Raw genomic sequence first — 20858 nt, 5'->3', positions numbered from 1 at the left:
ATCTCTTTTTCCACTTATTCAATAAAACCATTTTCCATCAGGTAATCCCTGGCAACATCTTCTGCAGCTGCATCCTCATAATCCACTTGATAATTCATTTCCTGCATTTCTTCATCCGTAATTTGTCCGCTCAGCTGATTTAATATGTCCTCAATCTCTGGATATTCCTCTAACGTATCTGCTCGCATTAACGGTGCACCCTGATACGGCGGAAATAGATTTTCAGAATCTCCCAAGGATACCAGCCCTAATTCTACCATATAGCTGTCTGTTCCATAGGCATCAATCACATCTACCTCACCGCCCGAAATGGCTCCCTGACGAAGGCCTGGATCCATTGTGTTTACCTCGTTGAAGTCCAGGTTATATACTTCCTGCATCCCGACATAGCCATCATAGCGGTCATTAAACTCGGATGTAAATCCGGCTGTTACCTGGTTTTCAATCGACTTCAAATCAGAGATATCCTCCAGATTGTTTTCTTCCGCAAATTCTTCTGTAACTGCTACTGTATACGTATTATTAAACAACATTGGCTCTAAAAGCTCCAAATTATATGCTTCTTTTATACCGTCTCTGGCTTGTGCATATACTTCCTCTGCTTCATTGGATTCCGCCTGTTCATCAAGCAGCGAAACGATAACCGTCCCTGTGAATTCCGGATAAATGTCAATGCTGCCCTGCTGGAGTGCGTTAAATACCATATCTGTTTTTCCAAGATTCGGTTCTATATCAACAGTGATATCACTTTCTTCCTCAATTAAAATTTTATAGAGATTCATAATAATTTCTGGTTCAGCTCCTAATTTCCCGGCTATCACAATTTCTCCCTTTTGGCTGCTTGGAATCATCAAGGGAATGGCGATGACAAGTACAACAATAACAAGCATCGCAATAAATGCCTGAATACCATATTTTTTAGACAGCTTTTCAAATAAACGCAGAATAAAATCAAGCATAACAGCTAATAAAGCGGCCGGTATCGCACCTAATAATACAAGCGGAATATCGCCGCCCCGGTCCAGACCGAGTAAAATGATATCTCCGAGTCCGCCAGCACCGATTAAAGCTGCGATAGTTGTAGTACCAACGATAAGAACCATGGAGGTGCGAATACCAGCCATAATAACCGGCATCGCAATTGGCAGATCTACTCGCATTAATTGCTTTTTTGTATTCATCCCCATGCCTCTGGCAGCTTCCCGTAAGGCAGGATCTACACCGTCTATCCCTGTGTATGTATTTCTTAGGATTGGCAACAGCCCATAAAGGACTAGGGCAACGATAGCCGGCTGGATACCGATTCCTAAAAACGGGATCAAAAAAGCCAATACAGCAAGACTCGGAATTGTCTGTAGAACTGCGGATGTGCCAATGATAGGCTCGGCAATGCGTGGATATCTGGTCAGTATAATGCCGATTGGCACAGCGATTAAAATCGCAATTCCAAGTGATATCAAAGAAATTTGCAAATGCTCCCAAATCGCCTGAAGAAGCATATCCTGCCGATTCTGGAACACGTTTATAAATTCCTTCATAAAACGCTCGCCCCTTCCTTCTCCTGTTGATAGAAGTATTGAAGCAATTCATCTCTTGTAACAATTCCGATGGTTTTCTGATTGTCATCGACTACCGGAAAATCAATCTGATTTACTGATTGAATTATTGCGTATGCATCCTCTATTGTACTCGTTGCAGGAATTGTCATGACATTTTCCGGCTCCCGGTCATGAGCAGCTGGTACATCATTTTTCATAACTTTCTGAACAGATGTCAGCCAGGCTGATTTTCGATTTCCAATGAATTCCTCCACAAAATCATTTTTAGGGTGTTTCATTAATTGTTCAGGCGAACCGCATTGAACCACACTCCCTTCTTTCATTAAACAGATCCGGTCGCTCATTTTCAATGCCTCGTCCATATCATGGGTAACAAATACAATCGTTTTCTTGATGTCTTTTTGTAATTTATCGATATCCATTTGTAATTGCTCCCGGCTGATTGGATCGAGTGCGCTGAATGGTTCATCCATCAATACGATATCAGGGTCTGCAGCTAATGCCCGGATAACACCGATACGCTGCTGCTGTCCTCCCGAAAGCTCGCTTGGATATCTTTTTTTAAAAATTGATGGATCGAGCCCCACCATATCCAGTAATTCATCTGTTCGTTTCTCTTTTTCTCCTTTTTTCCATTTCAGGAGTTCTGGAACAACTTGTATATTCTCCTGAACAGTCATATGAGGAAATAAAGCAATCTGCTGCAGAACATATCCAATATTCCATCGTAATGCGTCAATGGAATAATCACTTACCGGTTTCTCGTTTATGTATATTGTTCCTGCAGAGGGATCAATCAGACGGTTGATCATTTTCATTGTTGTTGTCTTACCGCAGCCGCTGGGACCGATAAGTGTCATAAATTCCCCTTTTTCGACCGTCAGATTAAACTGGTCGACAGCGGTTGTCCCATCAGGGTATGTTTTTGTAATATCTTTAAATGTAATCATAAGAATAACCTCCTTCATAAAAAGATTCCCGCTTGTGACTATTTAAAAACCTGCTGCTGTATTATTTTTCACTTTAAATCAAGGATAAGGAAAACAATAAATTAGTAAATGGAAAGCTTTGCTGTGTTTTTCTTAAAAATTTTTGTACTTAAACAGATTGGTTCATGCTAAAATAGCCATAGGAACATAGAATAAGAATTTGAAAAAGAGAGTTGGGAACGTATGGATTATATTATTTTCGGGATTATCGCATATCTCTTAGGATCTATTCCATTTGCCTTAATTATCGGCAAGCTTGGTTATAAAATAGATATTCGTGAGCATGGAAGCGGCAACCTTGGAGCCACCAATGCCTTCCGTGTACTTGGAATAAAAGCTGGAAGCATCGTTATCTTAGGCGACATTTTAAAAGGAACGGCTGCTGCTGTATTACCTCAATTATTTCATGCGGATGCCTATCCGTTGATTATAGGTATTATCGCTGTATTAGGTCATACTTATCCGATTTTTGCTAAATTTAAAGGCGGAAAGGCTGTTGCAACATCAGGAGGGATGATACTAGGGATTAATCCTATCCTATTTATTATTATGATTGCAACATTTTTACTGTCATTATATTTATCTAAATATGTTTCCCTTTCCTCTATGATTACGGGAGTTGTGGCCTTTTTCGCGTCGCTGTTTTTCCAAAATACCGGGTTGACTGTCGTTATCCTGATATTAACTGCTTTTGTAGCGTATCGGCATTGGGCCAATATTAAACGGATAATAAACGGAACAGAACCTAAAATAACCTGGATGTAGAAAGCCGATAAATTGAATATTTAAGCCGAATTCAGTATACTAGTGGCTATAATTAAAGATTGTTTGAACATCCTTGAGCTTCTAGTCTAAGCTTTCAGATGTTTATCAGGAAAGGACGTTTTTATGCATCAATTAAACACGATTCCATTAAAAAAACTTCCTTCAAAGGAAGAAAGACATAAATTATTCGGTTCTGTTCCTCCTGGTGAGAAGAAAAAACCGACTGAAAAAAACGAAATGGCTGACCTGCAAAATGTAAAACGTGATTTTCTTTTTGATTTGGATGTTGTCGGTGTTTCTAATGTAAAATACCCTGTCCGTGTCCTAAGCGGACAAGCTCCATTTGAACAAACCACCGTCGGCACGTTCACCTTTTCATCCAGCATCCCTGCGAATAGCAAAGGGACGAATATGAGCCGTTTTATGGAGCTGTTAGAGCAATATCATCAAGGCGGATTTACCGTTTCTATTGATGAATTAAAACAGTTCGCAAAGGATCTGGCCGTGAAATTGGAACAAACAGATGCAACGGTTTCTGTCAGCTTCCCGTGGTTCTATGAGCGGAAAGCACCTCAAACCTATGCTGCTGGTTTAAACCATGCAGAAGCATCTGTTTCCGTACGTTACTCCAAATACGAGGATTATCAAATCACTGTTTCTCTAAACGTACAAATAACAACATTATGCCCATGCTCCAAAGAAATCAGTGAATACAGCGCTCATAACCAACGTGGTAATGTAACCGTGGAAACTGAGCTGGAGCCAAGTTTTTCTAATACAGACGGGGATTGGAAAGGCATTTTATTAGAAGCTGCAGAAAGTAATGCAAGCGCCAGACTTCACCCTATCCTGAAAAGACCGGATGAAAAAATGGTGACAGAAGCAGCTTATGAAAATCCCCGATTTGTAGAGGATATGGTTCGTTTAATTGCTGCCGATCTTTACGAGCTGCCGGCAGTGATGAAGTTCCATGTAGCATGCCGTAATGAAGAATCGATCCATATGCATGATGCAATTGCTTCTGTTACCTATGATAAACGCAACAGACAAGGGTAACGACAAATGAAATATATTTTTATTGGATTGATTCGCTTTTACCAGCTTGCCATCAGTCCTTTTACACCAGCAACCTGCCGTTTCTATCCAACCTGTTCAGCTTATGCATTAGAAGCATTTCAGCGTTTTGGATTTTTTAAAGGTGGAATATTAACTATAAAGCGAATAAGTAAATGTCATCCATTTCACCCAGGCGGCGTAGATTACGTTCCGGAAAAAAAGGAAGAAGACAAAACAGCAGGAAAAGGGAGAGATATAATGGAAATCACCGTATCAGAACAAGCAGCAAAATGGTATAAAGAAGAATTAGATTTACAAAACGAAAAGAATATACGATTCTTCCCAAGATATGGCGGAGTCGGCGGCAGAATTGCCGGTTTTTCCCTCGGTATTAAAGCAGAAGCACCCGAAAATGAATCTGCTTCTACATTGGTAGAAGGCATTCATTTCTTTATCGAAGAATCAGATGATTGGTATTTTGAAGGTGCAGACTTATCTGTTTCTTATGACGAGACACAAAAAGAACCAAAAATTGAATATCCTGAGAACAACTGATTGTAAAAATGATATGCTAAAAACGCAGGCGAAGACATATGTCCGCCTGCGTTTTTTAATTATCTCAACTTTCGCACCTAAGAATAAGCAAATATATCTTGCTATTCCAGGGTAAGCATGTTCTCCATTACCATACTTGCATTTTGGTTAAATATCCGGCTTTTTTGGAATTGGTGATGGTGCATAGCTCCGCTCCGGCCAACCACTCCGCTTTCCGACGTACAAATGTTTTCGATGGGACGAGTAATCGCCGGCCCAGGACGTCGGAAAGCAAAACGGTCCGCCGCAGCGGTGATATACACTTCACCTTCTATTCTTTATCAAGAGTGTTAGCGAAGGAACAATCAACTTCTGTTTCTATGGAAATGAAGTTATTATTTAATGTGCGAAAGTTGAATAATTATTTAAACCGCTCTAATTGTTCCAGCCGGTTTTCTGATTTTAAAATTTTCCACTGGTATTCCCCGAATAAATCAAAATGGGGATATTTGGGCTTTAAATCAATCCAGGATTCATCCAATTGATATTTTCTACCCCATTCTTTCAACTTTTCCAAATCACTGCAACCCACTTTGGTTACTGTATTACAGCCTGGAAAACGGTCATCCAGCCAATAATGAGTAATAAAATCAATCTTTCCGGCACGGACATTCCGCTTCCACTCGTTTAACTCTTCTCTTTTTAATCCAAAAGCCATTCCTATTCCTCTTTCTTTAGAAAACTTGGTAGTCACCAAGCCTTTAGGTGACAACCTTAGTTACACTTATGCAGTAAGAAAGTTTATACTTTCTTAACTGCCAAGCTGGTTTTGATATGCTGCATGCCAATCAGGAAATTTTCTTCGAATAGACAGCGGCCGAAACGTATCTTTATCAACAATCGTATGGGTCGTCGTACCAGTGACAGCTAAATCTCCAGATCCATTCAAAATTTCATAACGGTAAACCGTACGCAAGCCGTCATAAGCATCAAGCCACGTTCTTACAACAGGTTTTTCACTATAACGAATTGCGTTTTTATATGAAATCTGAGCATCAATCACTGGAGAAACCACATTTTGCTGTTCCATTCCTTGATGGTAATTAAGCCCCAAGGCTTCTACAAACTTTGTACGCCCGATTTCAAACCAAACAAGATAGTTTGCATGGTAGACGACACCCATCTGATCGGTTTCTTGGTATCTTACTTCTATTGGTGTTTCTGTAACTAACAAACTTTCTTCCTCCTTGCTTCTCTCTCAATCAATCCATTCCTTGAACCATTTCTTCCATAAATTCATAGTCCATCGGTCCGATTCTTCTAGGCTGTTGTATGTTTCCGTCCGTGCCTATAAAATATGTCGTCGGTGCGGCATAGACAACATACGGCTCCGATAACGTATCCTCTCTATCTAAAGGAACCGTAAAGGTATGCTCATGCTCATCGATAAAATCGCCAACATCCGAAAGCTGATTCTCATGCTTCGTCATATTGACAGCAACAACTTCAACTTCATCCTGATAATCCTCATAAAATTCCTGTATCTCAGGCATTTCTTCAATACAAGGCGGGCACCAGGAATACCAGAAGTTTAAAATCACTTTCTTTCCTTGCAAATCAGAAAGTTTGAAAGTCTCTCCTTCTAATGTCTCCAGTTCAAAATCTGGAGCTGGCTCACCAGGCTCTACTCCGGCACTTTCCGCAGGTGCAATCGCAGCTCCCTGACTGGAAGATCCATCGTCTACAAGCACTGCTTCCTCTTCTTCAGCAGCATTGTCCGCAGCTCTGTTCTGAAGCACATTCGCGATAACAATTCCAACGAGCACTAATAATAAAACAAGCGAAAATATCCGTTTATACAATTTGTATCTCCCACCATCCACATTGTTTTCCTACTTCTATCGTAAAGAGAAACTTCACTTTTGTAAAGAATACAGACCTCAATAGGAATGCATAGAAAAAGAGCCTTGCTCTATAAAAAGCAAAGACCCTTTTTCTCTTACAAAGCAGCTGACTGCTTATGCTTTTACTTTTTCACGCAATACCATACGAAGGATACCGCCATGACGATAGTAATCAATTTCTACATCACTGTCGAAACGGGCAACTGCTTTAAATGAAGTTACTTTTCCGTCTTCATCTGTTGCAGTTACATTCACTAAATCGCCTGGTTTAACAGACTCATCTACTTCTACAGCAAATGTTTCTTTACCAGTTAATCCTAAGCTTTCCGCGCTGTCACCTTTTTCAAATTGAAGCGGCAATACGCCCATCATAACAAGGTTAGAACGGTGAATACGCTCGAAGCTTTCAGCAATTACTGTTTTAATTCCTAAAAGGTTGGTACCTTTGGCAGCCCAGTCACGGGATGATCCCATTCCGTAATCTTTTCCGCCGATAACGACAAGACCTGTTCCATCCTGCTGATATTTCATTGCAGCATCATAGATTGCCATGACTTCGCCAGTTGGCCAGTAAGTTGTATAACCGCCCTCTGTACCAGGAGCCAGCAGGTTACGGATACGAATGTTAGCAAATGTACCGCGCATCATGATTTCATGGTTACCGCGGCGAGAACCGTAAGAGTTAAAGTTTCTTGGTGAAACTCCTTTCTCTTGCAAGAATTTACCTGCCGGCATATCTTTTGCGATAGCACCTGCTGGTGAAATATGGTCTGTTGTTACAGAATCGCCAAACAATCCGATAGCACGTAATCCGCTTAGCGGTTCAACTGTTCCAGCTTCCGGAGTCAATCCTTCAAAGAATGGAGGGTTTTGGATGTAAGTAGAATCCTCATCCCATTCAAATAAAGGCTCATCTGTCGTGTCGATTTCATTCCACTTTTCGTTAGATTGGAATACATTTTCATACTCTTTGCGGAAAATTTCAGGTGTAACTACTTTTTCCACTTCTTCTTTAATTTCAGTAAGTGATGGCCAGATATCATTCATGTAAACATCGTTACCATCTTTATCTTTACCAATCGCTTCTTTTACAAGGTCGATATCTGTTGTTCCAGCAAGCGCATATGCTACAACAAGCGGTGGAGATGCAAGGTAGTTTGCTTTTACCAGCGGATGGATACGACCTTCAAAGTTACGGTTACCAGATAATACGGAAGATGCAATTAAATCATTTGCTGCAATCGCTTCTTCAATCTCTTCACGTAAAGGACCGGAATTACCGATACATGTTGTACATCCATAACCTACAAGGTTAAAGCCCAGTTTATCTAAATATGTTTGTAAACCGGCGTCCTCTAAGTAGCGAGTTACCACTTTTGATCCTGGTGCTAAGGAAGTTTTTACGTATTCAGGAACTTCCAGGCCTTTTTCGACAGCTTTTTTAGCAACCAGACCTGCACCTAACATAACATATGGGTTAGATGTGTTTGTACAAGATGTAATTGCTGCAATAGCAAGGCTTCCTGTCTTCATAACAGAAGTTTTTCCATTTGGATGGTTGATTTCAACTTCTTTATCAAATTCAGATTTATCTAATCCGAATCCTTGGTTACCTTCTTTTGCAGTAATTGCTTTATTAAATTCTTTCTTCATGTCAGAAAGCGCGATTAAATCTTGCGGACGTTTTGGTCCGGAAAGGTTCGGCTCTAATTCGGACAAATTGATTTCAATTACTTTTGTATATTCCGGATCAGTACCATCTGCGTCATACCATAAATCATTTTCTTTACAGTATTTTTCAACAACGCTGATTAATTCATCACTGCGTCCAGTCAGCTTCATGTAATCAAGTGTTTCCTGATCAACCGGGAAGAATCCGCAAGTAGCACCATATTCTGGAGCCATATTTGAAATTGTAGCACGGTCAGCCAATGGCATATCCTTTAGTCCTGGACCAAAGTACTCTACAAATTTGCCAACTACACTTTGTTCACGCAGCACCTGCGTTACCTTTAACGCCAGGTCTGTCGCTGTTGTTCCGTTCGGGAAGGAACCAGTAAATTTGACCCCGATGACTTCCGGTGCAGGGAAATAAGAAGGCTGTCCTAACATGCCTGCTTCTGCTTCGATTCCGCCAACACCCCAGCCAAGGATACCCAGACCGTTAATCATTGTTGTATGAGAATCAGTACCTACAAGTGTATCAGGGAACGTTTCATAAGTTCCATCTTCATTTTCTCGCGCATGTACAACGTCAGCCAGATACTCCAGGTTAACCTGGTGAACGATACCAGTTGCCGGTGGAACTGCACGGTAGTTATTAAACGCTTTTTGTGCCCAGTTCAAGAACTGATAACGCTCTGCATTACGTTCGAATTCCAATTCCATATTTGCACGCAGCGCATCTGGAGTACCATATTGGTCAACCTGTACAGAGTGGTCAATAACCAGATCTACTGGAACTTCCGGATTGATTTTATCCGGCTCTCCTCCAAGATCAACCGTTGCTTTACGGAGGGACGCAAGGTCAACGACTGCAGGTACCCCTGTAAAATCTTGAAGAATAACACGGGAAGGCTTGAATGGAACATCTGCTCCAGTTGCTTTATCCGTTCCCCAATGTGCTAATGATTCAACATGTTCATTTTTGATTTGATGGCCGTCTTGTTGCCTTAATAATGATTCTAAAAGAACACGGACAGAAAAAGGCAAACGATCTACTTTACCTAGCCCCGCTTCTTCCAGCGTCTTTAAACGATAATAATTGTACGTCTTACCGTTTAATTCGAACTGCTTTTTTGCATTGTACGCATTTGTGTTCGACATATTGTGTTACCCCTTTCATTTCCTCTCCTTCTCGCAAATAAATGAGAAGGTATTACTTTTTTTAATCCATACTGCTATTCAACTAAATAGAGCCTTCAATATATATAATATAGGAATCTAGCAAATAAAACAAATAATTATTGTTAAATAGTAGATAGTAAAAAGTTATGCCAAGAGATAAATATTACTTATATAATTACTGAATTATTAATAGTGAAAATAATAGCTGCCTGCAAAAAAGATAGAAATTCTGCGAAATTACAATTATTCTTTCTGATAAAACGCATTAATCAGCTTTTGAAAAAATAATTTCAAATGTGCTTCCTTTATGTTCATTATTATACATATGAAAATCTGCATCATGATTATGGAGGATTTTCTTGGTAATCAGCAACCCTAGCCCTGTACCCGATGTCTTTGTCGTAAAAAATGGCTCTCCAAGCCGATGTAAAATATCCTCAGATAATCCGCAGCCTTCGTCAATAACAGATATAATTATTTTTTGATCTGCTTCTTTTGCTTCTACAATTATTTTTCCAGGCTGCTCCATAGCTTCAATTGCATTTTTAATCAGGTTAATTAAAACTTGTTTAATCTGGGAACGATCACAAAGAACGGATGCATTTGTACTGCTTTGCAGCTTAATTTGAATATCCTTTTGATTTGCCTGGGACTGTAATAATAATTCCACGTCCTGCATCATTTTTGTAACACTTTCTTTAGAACGGTTATCTGTTAAGGGCTTTGAAATAAATAACAATTCCGATGTGATTGACTCAATTTTCTCCACTTCTTCAATCATCACATGAAAGTATTCTTCTTTATGCTGTGCACCAGCCTGAAGCAATTGCAGGAATCCTTTTAATGATGTCAGCGGGTTGCGTATTTCATGAACTAAACTTGCTGCAAGCTGTCCAGCTACATTCATCTTCTCTGAACGTATCATGATATCATCCAGCCTCATATCTTTTGTTTTTCTTTCTAAATAAAGTAAAAACTTTTTTTCGACATCAATATCCTGAAAAACATCATTTAACTCACATGAGAAAGATAAATTCTCCCCTTCTTTGGTCGGAATATCTATTAAAAGCTTTTTATGCTTTATTTCGTTGCCAACAAGTGCTTGTGAAATGATTTTTGAATCTATTTTAACCGGGATATCGCCCAGCTTTTTCCCGACTGCTTCTTTTGGCTCATAGCCAAGAATCTCATATACGGAATCACTTATATATTCTATTTCACTATCTGTATTAATCACGATCACTATTCCTTCTGTTTTTTTACTCAGCCAAGAAATAATGGCCGCTGAAAGCGTTGCATCGGGGTGTAAATTATGACGACTTTCAGAACTTTGCAAGTCATTGGGGTTCTTATTTTTGTGGTTTTTATCCATACCCATGCTCCTTTCAGAAGTTATTAAAAAGTATAATTTCATTCCATTGGGATTTTGCTGCGTTCCCAAGGGAATAAAACGCTAGATTACTCACTCATAAAAAACGATTTTCATTGAACCAATCGAGTTTATACCGGCAATTAGTCCCTAATTACCCTTTCTACATATTTTTTCGTTTTTTGAAGTGAGTGGTTTACTGCCAGTTTAACTGCGATAAATAATATGTATGATTATGACGAAACAATTATGATTACTTGTGTATATTTCTTAATAACTTTATAATGTACAAGTGAGGAATAATAACAAAGGTTAAATTAATGTTACTACAATTTTCTAAAAAAATAAATTGATAGTTGATAATAAATTAGCAATATTCGTAATTTTTTTATGTAAAATTAAGGTGAGGTGTACGATGATATCACTGTTTATTATCCTGTGGGGATGTTTATTAATTGGTCTGATGGCAATCGGTGGGTATTTTATGTTTCGAAAGTTTTTAAAGCGGCTCCCTAAAGAGGATGGGCGTTCCATTATGGATTGGGAGGAATATTATTTCGAAAAAACATTACATAAATGGTCTCAAGCAGAAAAAGATTTCCTGGAAGAGCTGGTTTCTCCTGTTCCCGAACTATTCAGAGATGTCGCCAGACAAAGAATCGCCAGTAAAATTGGAGAGCTTTCTATTCAAAAGGACGAGGAAAGCATTACACGCTCTACATTGATTGAAGGGTATATTTTAGCAACCCCCAAAAGAGACCATAAATTTCTGCGAAAAAAGCTAAAAGAAAAAAATATCGATATCGCACCCTACGAGCCTTTCTTCCAACAATCCAAAGAGGATTATCAGGAAAATTGGGAAGAAAAATACAAGCAGAAAAAATCTTAGTTTAGCGAAAAAGAAGCAAAGTGCAGAAATTTACGCACTTTGCTTCTTTGTTAATTGTACATATTGATAAAGCATTGCTATTCTCCAGGTACCAATCATCCCAAACGCCAGCAAAAAGAACATTCCTGAAGTTTCGCCAACTGAGATGCTTGTACCAATAATCAGTTTTATTATAATTCGGATAACTAATAATCCAATTAAAATAACCGGAAATATTTTTGACGGCTTAACATATATTTCTCCGTCCGAGAATTCTAATTTTGATGTTTTAATTAAAAAGATAGAAAATATTATTCCGACAGTCAGTGCTTCTGCGACTTGAAGCCAGCTTATCTGAAACATGGGGAACAAGAACATCAGTGCTCCCGTACTCATAAAAAATGGCGGTAATATAATCTTTTTTACAGATGCCGGCTTTCTAGAAGCGCGCATACGTACAAATATCATCACAATCGCCATAAATGCAAAGACAGCAGTAGTTGCAATTGCTAAATACATACATAACAACTCTTTTCTTTATACGCTGAAAAAATATCGGCAAAAACGATTTAGGCCGATACTTTTCATCGTTCCATAAAAATAATGTCTTAACCCTGATCTTAAATCATATTATTTCATTTTAAAATCCGGTAAATCCAAATAGATTAGCTAAAAATGCAGTAACCTTCGTCATCCAGTCAAAGAATAATGCGATTCCCATTAAAACCATTACCCAGCCGCCAATTTTCACCATTTTTTTACTGTGTTTCCGAAACCATTTCAATTTACCAATAAAGAAAGCAAGTAATAAGAAAGGAATGGAAAAACCTAAAATATAGCTAATCATCATAACAAGTCCAAGATTAGGATTAGTTGCAGCTAATGAGAATACCACCATTAAAATTGGTCCGGTACATGGTGTCCAGCCTAAAGAAAACGCCATTCCAATAAGGAAAGAACCAAAAAACCCTGCTGGACGATTTTTAAAATGAATTTTACGATCCTTCATAAGAAACTCGAAATTCAATACACCCACAATAACCAAGCCAAAAAAGATAATTAAAATTGCGCCAACCTGTCTGATGGTATCTTGATAGGTCATTAAAAACTCGGATACATATGTCGTCGTAAATCCAATCATTACAAAAATACTTGAAAAACCAATTAAAAAACAGACCGTATGTAATATTGCTTTTCGATCAAGCCGTTTATTATCCTGATTTATTTCATCCATGCTCATCCCGGTAATATAAGAAAGAAACACCGGATACAGCGGAAGAACACAAGGCGAAATAAATGAAAGAAACCCAGCTGCAAAAGCCAAGAAAACATTAATTTCTTCCATATGAAGCCCCCCTTACTCAATCATTTCTATTCTAACAGAGAAATTAAAAAATAAAAGTCAAATTTATGACAATATCTATACATTTTTATGAAAGGGGCTTTCAAATAATGCAGATATTTCTCCTCGCTTCAATCAAGGAACACCGGCTTCAGCATTCTGGTGAATTCCTTCGTGACGAGTAATTGCAGCAATGCTGTCAGGTTAGTACGACCGCTACGACGGGTTATGGTGAGGCGCGTAACCGTCCCCTGGAAAAACACTACACTAGATAGTTTTATTGCTATCTGAGATAAATTGAGAAAATGCATGAACCTGACAACATCGGTAAGCGCTGTCCATCATAAAGCCGGAATCCCTTTATAAGCATCCAGATTGTGCGTAGCTCTACTCCGGACAACCACTCCGCTTTCCGACGTACAAATGTTTTCGATGGGACGAGTAATCGCTGGCCCAGGACGTCGGAAAGCAAAACGGTCCATCGCTTTACACTTCACCTTCTACTCTTTGTCAGGAACGTTATCGAAGGAATAATCAACCCCATTTTCTATGGAAATAAAGTTCCTTTTCAATGTGCAAAAGCTGAGTAAAAATAAACTGAATGGATTAAATATACTCTCGTACATCATAAATTTTTCCGTTTTTAACATTTTCGTCATCCATTAAGATGTCGATTAAAATGCCTCCAATGATGTCTGCTCCCCTTAACAGATTATTCTCTTTTAGAGCGCGGAAGCTGTCTACGTCCTTAAACGCTTCCTGTGAACTGGAACGGATTGTCTCTTGCATTTCTGTATCCATTACACCCGGGCTAAATGCAATAACAGCATGCTCTGTTCCTTCCTGTTCTATTGCTGCCACTTGCGTATACATATTTATACTGGCTTTTGTAGAGCAATATACGCTCCATCCATACTTCGGTTTTTCTGCTGCTCCTGAAGTTATCATCGCTGCCAGAAGCTGGACATGATGTTCCGAAGCTTTTTTTAAGAAATGATTCGTTAAAGCCATTGGTGCAACTGTATTGATTTGAACCTGTTTCATCAAATCATCCATCTCGATATTTTCGGCACGGTCAATTGGATCAACTAAGCCCGCATTATTAATTAAGTATACTTTAGATAACGTTTCGTGAAACAGCATTTCATCCACGCTTTTGCATGCTTTTTGTAGAGAGGCCTGCTCAGATAAATCACATGCTATGAAATGATAAGTCGCATTATTTTGTTTCGCATAGTCATATAACTTGGTATTATCCGTCCTCGAAATTCCTATCACATTTATTCCAGACTCCAAGAATAGCTTAGCAACGGATGCTCCCAGCCCTTTGGAAGCACCTGTAATGATTGCAGTCTCCATAAATTCTGCTCCTCTCTATTTCTAATTATTATTCTATTCCCCATTTTTCTATATTTTGCACATGAAATTTTTGTTGTTTTGCCTTATAAAATTAGAAGCAGAAATCCTCTCTAAAATAAAAAAGATCCCTCTCAACAAGGTCTTACGCATTGAAAGCAGATCTTTTTTACATCCTTCTATTAATTATTTCATTTTCAAGTTAAAGTTCATTCCAATAATAAGCTAATGTTTCCATCCCTTTTTGAAAGCTGTCTACCGGAAAGCTTTCATTTGGAGAATGTAATCTGTCTTCTGGCGTACCAAAACCTAACAGAACAATTGGATATTGATAAGCTGCCTCCAACCATTCAACAACCGGAATGGATCCTCCCATCCTCAGGAAAACCGTTTCTTTTCCAAAAGCCTTGCTGTAACTTTTGGCAGCCTTTTTTATCAAAGGGTGATCTGGCTCTACTTTATAAGCTTTCGCAGAGAGCTTTTCTTTTTCAACATGAACATGTACACCCGACGGTGCAAACTTTTGAACATGATTCACTAATTTTTCTTGAATATCCTGCGGGTCCTGGCCGGGAACCAAACGGCACGTAATTTTAGCAGTTGCTGTAGATGGAATAATTGTTTTTGTCCCATCTCCCTGGTAACCGCCAAATAATCCATTCACTTCCAATGTCGGCCTGCCCATCGTATGTTCTTTTGCTGTATATCCTTTTTCCGATACAGTTTCCGGAATATTTGTTGCTTTTACAAAATCTTCTCCTGGCGCTTTTTCCATCAGTTCTCTCTCTGCTGATGTTAAGTCCTCGACGTCATCATAAAATCCGTCTATTGTAATAACTTCCTTCTCGTCCTTCATCGATGCCAGCAAATGACTCATTGCCATTAATGGATTTCGGACTGCACCACCGTACATTCCAGAGTGAAGATCATGATCTGGACCGGTTAATGTAATTTCAATTCCTGTAAATCCTTTCAATCCATATAAAATCGTCGGCTGGTTTTTCTCTGCCATCCCGGAATCCGAAATTACGGCAAAGTCAGCTTGGAATTGTTCTTTTTTATCCTGAAGGAGCTCGTAAAGATTTTCACTGCCTATCTCTTCTTCTCCTTCAATACAAACTTTTACATTCATCGGCAATTTTCCTTCTGTTTTTAAGAAAGCTTCAAAAACAGCAAGATGCATAAAAGTTTGTCCTTTATCATCACTTGATCCACGGGCGTAGATTCTTCCATCGCGTACTTCTGCCTGGAAGGGTTCACTGTCCCATAAATCAATCGGATCCACCGGCTGTACATCATAATGACCATAAAGCAAAACAGTCGGTGCTTCTGGTCCTGCTTCTGTATATTCTGCAAAAACGAGCGGATGACCTTTTGTTTCCATTTTCTCTACATTTTCAAATCCCAACTCATTTAAGTATCCTGTTAAAAAGTCAGCCGCACGCTGTACATCTTCTTTATGCGCCGGGTCCGTGCTGACACTTGGAATTGCTAAAAAATCATACAGCTTTTGTAATAAAGCTTCCTGATTTTCTTTCAGATAAGCAATTGCTTGTTCACTCATTACTTTTATTCCTCCTTCAGCATTTAAATATTAGCCTTTTCACTGTGTCAAAAAGCTTTCCACTAAACACGATATCTATTCCAAGCACGCAAAATTCAGCAGTCGCATAACAAATATCACCTGTTAGGCAACTGCCATTTTTTTCTTAAAATACTTCATGCCAAGCATCTTTATGCTTCAGCATTTCTTCTGCTATTTCCTTTGCACCTTCTAAGCTGTGGTTAGCTGCCCAGCCGCACTGTACTTCATTACATGCCGGAACTTCTGTTGCTTCTAAAACATCCTTTAGTGTTTTTTCCAGCATATCAAGAACTTCATCGTAATTATCATGATTTATTAAAGAAAGATAAAAACCGGTCTGGCATCCCATCGGACCGATATCTAATACGGCATCTGAATGATTACGAATATTTTCAGCCATTAAATGCTCTATGGAATGTAATCCGTCCATTTCCATATGTGCTTTGTTCGGCTGGGTAAAACGGATATCATATTTATGGACTTTGTCTCCGTGTGCTCCTTCTGTTATACCTACAAGCCGTACATAAGGAGCTTTTACTTTTGTATGATCTAAATTAAAACTCTCCACATTCATTTTTTGGGTCATATTGTCCTTCATCCCTTCTCTATTCTATCCTTTAGCAGGAACTGTATCTTTTTCCATCATACATGAAAAAAACGTGTAAGAAAAGTGGAGAGCGCTGATGTATACCAGCTGATATATCCTTCTATGTCAGATTCCGATTAAAAAAATCCAATCCCGCAGTTTTATATAGCTAACGGAATTGGATTTGTACCATGTTATACGATTGAAAAAACGCGAATCATAAAATGCTTGATATTATTTTGCGTCTGGGAAAACGCGGTCAATCATGCCGCCAATTTGATCAAAGAAGCCTTCAACTGGATTTCCATTGTCCATATCGTTGACATATCTGTCAGCTAAATCCAAGAAATCCGGATTGGATGTTACATATACGTTATCAATGGATGAGTCAACAGAACGTACAATATCTGCAATTCGTTCTTTTACATCATCTGTAATCTCCATACTGCCTTCATTATTTTCTTGGTTATTCCTGTTTCCTTCATTATCTATATCCAAGTTGGCTCCTACATAAGCGTTGTTTCTAGTTGTTAATACATAAGCATGATCAATTTCGTCCATTTCATCCGTTATTTTCTCAGCTGCCTCTTTGGACACATTATATTCTGCGTCTGTATTACGGTCAGAAACTCTGTCTATCGTATGGTCACGATTACGGTCTCTTGCATTATCATCGATATGCTGACCTTGATATCGAGTCGGCTCCACATTTCCATCCGAGTTATTCGGATTGGTATCGTCGTTATTCGTATTTTGACAAGCAACTAAGACCATCATAAGAACGGTTAATACCGCAAATAAGCGTAATTTCATTTTCATTCCTCCTTACCTATTTGCCTCTTATTATGGTTAGACAGATAAGGAATTATGCATATGAAAAACGTTAATTTATGGAAAGCTGACCATGAAAGTAGCGGTGATATTTAAGAAATAATGGAGAAGCTATGGAAGAAGCCTTTCACCAATAAGATTGTTTACCGGAATTCCTTCTTGATAAAGGAGTGAAAATGTTGATACCTGATTATGATAAAGCTTTATATTACACCATATGGGGACAGTGGGACAATTTATTCATATTAATGTCACGGACTAATGATGATTTACTCGCTAAAAAAATTGAGCATTTTCTGTATGCCTACCATCATTCTTCCAGTCAAAAATATGTTGATCAATCACACGATACTCTGCTTTATTATTTAGAGCATGCCCTTCAATTCAGCAGTCCATGGATGTATGAATTTGAATAATTTACCGCAATGTAACCAGCTGTAGTTTCACTTTACCGTGCTGAAGAAGCAGATGCCGGTCAAAACTGGAATTCCATCTGCTTTTTACAGCTTTAACTGGTATTCAAATGTCTGTTTGTAGACGGCTGTTAACGAACCTGGTGAAATTTTAATCACGTTTGTACTTCATTGTTCTATAATGATTCATCCTGGCCGCTGTCTTCATCATCAGAAACATCATCTGTTAACTCATTATTTTTTGGTTTTATTGGCGTTTTTTCTTGTTTTATAGAACGGTTAATATCAGACTCTTGTTCACCATAAAAAAAATTAATAATTGCACGATTATTTGCGTCTGTCATATCAAAATGTGCCTGTTCTACATCTACATTATGATTTGCCAATTCTGTAGCCATTACTTCGTTCATTGATTTATTTTCATTTTTTGCTAATTCCCTCACCTCTTCTGGAATAATCAACGTTGCAACATCCCAATCAGGCAAGGTTTCTATGTAAGGATTAATTTGCGAAATGAGCTCTCTCGGGTTTCCGTTTTGATTTTCACAGCTCACTCCTACAATCATTCTTCTTTGCTCTGCCAGTCCTCTGTTTTCACTCTCATCAACAATATGCGTTAATACAGAGTGGATGGGCTTGTCTTGAACACTGTTGATTTCCTCCAGCAGCTTATCTGCAGAACCATTCAATGCATTGACGTCTGTAACCATTAATTCATCATTCAATTCTAATTCAATACTGGGATTGATATCAATGGCAACATAAGCATGCGTTTCTGTATCACCCATTCCGTGAAAAAGCGGATATCCGAAAATCAACAGCATCAAAAGTACAATAGCTGATAATCTTACTGCGATAGGCGTCTTATCCCAATACCTTCTCCATCTGGGCTTTCCAGATACAGGTTGAAAAATAACTTCATCCCCTCGTTCCGCATGCTCTGTTAATATAATTCCCTTCTCAAAACTGCCATCCTTGGTAAGCAAAATGGCGTATTTGCGATGGATTTCCATCACAATTCCTTTATTCATTTTTCCACATCCTTGAGGTAATCCTTGAGGTAATCCTTAAGGTAGTCCTTAAGATAAGCATATTCACTGCCTAGCACAATAAAAATAGCTAAAATAAACTTGCGATTCCGTTCTAATGTTTTTTTACTTACTTCAACTTTCATTAATAACTTTTTAATTGGCAGCTTTTTTTTACGATAAACATACTCACTTAACTGGTTATCCTGATATAAAATATAAGCTACCTGTACTGCAGATTCCCTGGCGTCCCGATGCTTGGGGGAAGCATTTGTCAACTCCTCCAGTGTAAGCCGGTATGATTTTAGCTTCTCCTTGAATAAAATAATTTCTTCCCGTCTTTTGCTGTTCTCTGCTTCCATTTGGTGTTTTTCTTTTGCGGCAGCAATAACAAGCGGATTTTCCATTTGCTCCTCTTCATTTATTTCATCTAAAGACAGCAGATTCGGGCGTTTTTGATGATAGCGGATATAATCAATCACTTTTCTTTTCACAACAAGCTTTGCAAAGGATAGAAATGAACTGCCTTTATCTGGTTCATAAGAAAATATAGCATCATTAAAAGCCATTAATCCGACACTAAATTCATCATCTTTTTTAGGATCAATATATCGTTTGCAAACTTCTGATACACATTTAGCGATAAATGGCTTATACGTATGAAGCAGTTCATTTTGCAGTACAATATCTCCTTTTTGGATTGCTTCAATTTTTTCTTCAATAGGGGTGTCTGTTAATTGATTGGTCATCATCATTTGTCAGCTCCCCCTAACACTATATCATTCGTTTTTATTTTTATTTTTCCGGGTTTTAAATTTATATTCATCAAATATTTATTTTTATTTATTATTTTCATATCAAATAATCTCCATTTTTATCATTCTTATTAGTTATTGCGGTATCATCGCCCATACCCTTTCTCCTCAAAATTCAAAAGGAAAGCAAATCTGATATGAGGAGAGAGGATGGACAATCATTTCCTGAACCGCTTCTCGTAGGTGAGGATATTCTCCACACGTATCAAAATTTATTTGTCTAATCCGTTTTATTTTTCGTAGCAATAAAATCTAGTTTATTGGTTAAATATATACAGGCCATTCTAGCCTGTACATATAATACTACCCTATATCCAAAATGGTTACTATCACAAATGAATAACATTTCATTTAAATTAATATGACGAAAATCCATATTTTTGTAAAACATCCTCGAAAAATGTTGGAATTTGTAATGAAATGTTTAAATAAGAAATAAATATGTAAAAATGAAAAAGCATTATCCTTTGTCTATGATGAAAAAAGGAGAAATGCTGGGGTTTGGGATTTAATGAATTTTAAAAAGGATTGCTAATCCAGCATTCGCTGCTGGGATTTTGAATTAAATTCTTTATCGAAAATGCGGAGGAAAATCAAGTGAATTTTTCTGCCTTTAGCAAAACAGGATAAAATAATCGGCATTATTCGATTTTTTTTCCCTTTTCTCATATATTTTTATTGAAACATACGCAATTATTGAAATAATTAACATAGTAACTGCGATTACAAGAAGAAAATTTACTACAGAGAATAACGGGAAATCATTACTTTGATAACTAAGATAGGATACGATTGTTATCAAAGTAGCAACTATTATATTTCCAATTAAATATCTTTTTAATGATTTTATCGAAGGCTTCATGATTTTTCACCCTCTCAAACTTTCAGACTTCTTCACCCTTTTATGTTTCCGTTTACATAAAAGGTCAAAATAACTAATACTAAGAGACTAATTGCGAAAAGAAAGATTATCATGTCAATCTGGTCTGCAGTACTTGTTACGAATGCTTT

The 20858-nt window shown here is 38.1% G+C and carries 20 protein-coding genes and 1 pseudogene; 5 read left to right on the top strand and 16 right to left on the bottom strand.

Annotation, left to right across the window (positions count from 1 at the left end):
- Positions 1-14 precede the first annotated feature (14 nt).
- Together BN997_RS16420 and BN997_RS16415 are read right to left on the bottom strand one after the other, a co-directional pair.
- Positions 15-1538 carry an ABC transporter permease/substrate-binding protein gene (locus BN997_RS16420; protein ID WP_042533812.1) on the bottom strand — a complete coding sequence of 508 codons (1524 nt, stop codon included), beginning with the start codon at positions 1536-1538 and terminating at the stop codon, positions 15-17.
- Positions 1535-2509 (bottom strand): ABC transporter ATP-binding protein, encoded by a 975-nt coding sequence (locus tag BN997_RS16415; RefSeq protein WP_042533810.1) that lies wholly within the window; start codon positions 2507-2509, stop codon positions 1535-1537. Before BN997_RS16415 ends, BN997_RS16420 begins: the two co-directional genes overlap by 4 nt.
- A gap of 222 nt (positions 2510-2731) precedes the next feature.
- Between BN997_RS16415 and plsY the strand changes: the two genes are divergently transcribed.
- From plsY to yidD, 3 genes and pseudogenes are all read left to right on the top strand, one after another.
- Positions 2732-3313 carry a glycerol-3-phosphate 1-O-acyltransferase PlsY gene (plsY, locus tag BN997_RS16410; protein WP_042533808.1) on the top strand — a complete coding sequence of 194 codons (582 nt, stop codon included), beginning with the start codon at positions 2732-2734 and terminating at the stop codon, positions 3311-3313.
- Positions 3314-3436: 123 nt separating this feature from the next.
- Positions 3437-4369 (top strand): GTP cyclohydrolase FolE2, encoded by a 933-nt coding sequence (gene folE2, locus BN997_RS16405; RefSeq protein ID WP_042533806.1) that lies wholly within the window; start codon positions 3437-3439, stop codon positions 4367-4369.
- A gap of 6 nt (positions 4370-4375) precedes the next feature.
- Positions 4376-4597, top strand: a pseudogene (gene yidD, locus BN997_RS23290) (membrane protein insertion efficiency factor YidD); the annotation flags it as partial.
- A gap of 428 nt (positions 4598-5025) precedes the next feature.
- Here the strand turns inward: yidD and BN997_RS16390 are convergent.
- From BN997_RS16390 to BN997_RS16365, 6 genes are all read right to left on the bottom strand, one after another.
- On the bottom strand, positions 5026-5226 hold the full coding sequence (locus BN997_RS16390) for a hypothetical protein (RefSeq protein WP_042533804.1): 201 nt from the start codon (positions 5224-5226) through the stop codon (positions 5026-5028).
- A gap of 98 nt (positions 5227-5324) precedes the next feature.
- A complete protein-coding gene (locus BN997_RS16385; RefSeq protein WP_042533803.1) occupies positions 5325-5621 on the bottom strand; it encodes a hypothetical protein in 297 nt (98 codons plus the stop codon).
- 93 nt (positions 5622-5714) lie between these two features.
- On the bottom strand, positions 5715-6137 hold the full coding sequence (locus BN997_RS16380; RefSeq protein WP_042533801.1) for an acyl-CoA thioesterase: 423 nt from the start codon (positions 6135-6137) through the stop codon (positions 5715-5717).
- A gap of 28 nt (positions 6138-6165) precedes the next feature.
- A complete protein-coding gene (locus tag BN997_RS16375) occupies positions 6166-6765 on the bottom strand; it encodes a TlpA family protein disulfide reductase (RefSeq protein WP_042533799.1) in 600 nt (199 codons plus the stop codon).
- A gap of 156 nt (positions 6766-6921) precedes the next feature.
- Complete coding sequence (gene acnA / locus BN997_RS16370; RefSeq protein WP_042533797.1) at positions 6922-9633, bottom strand: aconitate hydratase AcnA; 2712 nt, start codon at positions 9631-9633, stop codon at positions 6922-6924.
- A 286-nt stretch (positions 9634-9919) separates the two neighbouring features.
- Positions 9920-11026 (bottom strand): ATP-binding protein, encoded by a 1107-nt coding sequence (locus BN997_RS16365; RefSeq protein ID WP_042533795.1) that lies wholly within the window; start codon positions 11024-11026, stop codon positions 9920-9922.
- Between the two features lie 412 nt (positions 11027-11438).
- On the opposite strand from BN997_RS16365, the gene BN997_RS16360 reads away from it, so the two are divergent.
- A complete protein-coding gene (locus BN997_RS16360) occupies positions 11439-11912 on the top strand; it encodes a DUF2621 family protein (RefSeq protein ID WP_042533793.1) in 474 nt (157 codons plus the stop codon).
- A 30-nt stretch (positions 11913-11942) separates the two neighbouring features.
- On the opposite strand, the gene BN997_RS16355 is transcribed toward BN997_RS16360, so the two are convergent.
- The 6 genes from BN997_RS16355 to BN997_RS16330 form a co-directional block, all read right to left on the bottom strand.
- Positions 11943-12410 (bottom strand): CcdC family protein, encoded by a 468-nt coding sequence (locus BN997_RS16355; RefSeq protein ID WP_042533791.1) that lies wholly within the window; start codon positions 12408-12410, stop codon positions 11943-11945.
- A 121-nt stretch (positions 12411-12531) separates the two neighbouring features.
- On the bottom strand, positions 12532-13236 hold the full coding sequence (locus BN997_RS16350; protein WP_042533789.1) for a cytochrome c biogenesis CcdA family protein: 705 nt from the start codon (positions 13234-13236) through the stop codon (positions 12532-12534).
- A 603-nt stretch (positions 13237-13839) separates the two neighbouring features.
- Positions 13840-14592, bottom strand: a complete 753-nt coding sequence (locus BN997_RS16345; RefSeq protein ID WP_042533788.1) for a (S)-benzoin forming benzil reductase — start codon at positions 14590-14592, stop codon at positions 13840-13842.
- A gap of 199 nt (positions 14593-14791) precedes the next feature.
- On the bottom strand, positions 14792-16153 hold the full coding sequence (locus BN997_RS16340; protein ID WP_042533786.1) for a dipeptidase: 1362 nt from the start codon (positions 16151-16153) through the stop codon (positions 14792-14794).
- Between the two features lie 145 nt (positions 16154-16298).
- Positions 16299-16760, bottom strand: a complete 462-nt coding sequence (locus BN997_RS16335; protein ID WP_042533784.1) for an S-ribosylhomocysteine lyase — start codon at positions 16758-16760, stop codon at positions 16299-16301.
- A 234-nt stretch (positions 16761-16994) separates the two neighbouring features.
- The gene (locus tag BN997_RS16330) at positions 16995-17573 is read right to left on the bottom strand and encodes a YhcN/YlaJ family sporulation lipoprotein (RefSeq protein ID WP_042533783.1); all 579 of its coding nucleotides are present in this window, start codon (positions 17571-17573) and stop codon (positions 16995-16997) included.
- Between the two features lie 194 nt (positions 17574-17767).
- Between BN997_RS16330 and BN997_RS16325 the strand changes: the two genes are divergently transcribed.
- Complete coding sequence (locus BN997_RS16325; RefSeq protein WP_042533781.1) at positions 17768-18007, top strand: YhdB family protein; 240 nt, start codon at positions 17768-17770, stop codon at positions 18005-18007.
- A 173-nt stretch (positions 18008-18180) separates the two neighbouring features.
- On the opposite strand, the gene BN997_RS16320 is transcribed toward BN997_RS16325, so the two are convergent.
- The gene (locus tag BN997_RS16320) at positions 18181-19035 is read right to left on the bottom strand and encodes an anti-sigma factor domain-containing protein (RefSeq protein WP_042533779.1); all 855 of its coding nucleotides are present in this window, start codon (positions 19033-19035) and stop codon (positions 18181-18183) included.
- Positions 19032-19784 (bottom strand): RNA polymerase sigma factor SigI, encoded by a 753-nt coding sequence (sigI, locus tag BN997_RS16315; protein ID WP_042536212.1) that lies wholly within the window; start codon positions 19782-19784, stop codon positions 19032-19034. The genes BN997_RS16320 and sigI overlap by 4 nt, the downstream gene beginning before the upstream one ends.
- Positions 19785-20858 lie beyond the last annotated feature (1074 nt).

Origin of the sequence: Oceanobacillus oncorhynchi (assembly GCF_000821065.1) — a bacterium.
Lineage (GTDB): Bacteria > Bacillota > Bacilli > Bacillales > Amphibacillaceae > Oceanobacillus > Oceanobacillus oncorhynchi.
Note: the sequence above shows the minus strand (reverse complement) of the source record. Positions and strands in the feature narration are given on the sequence as shown.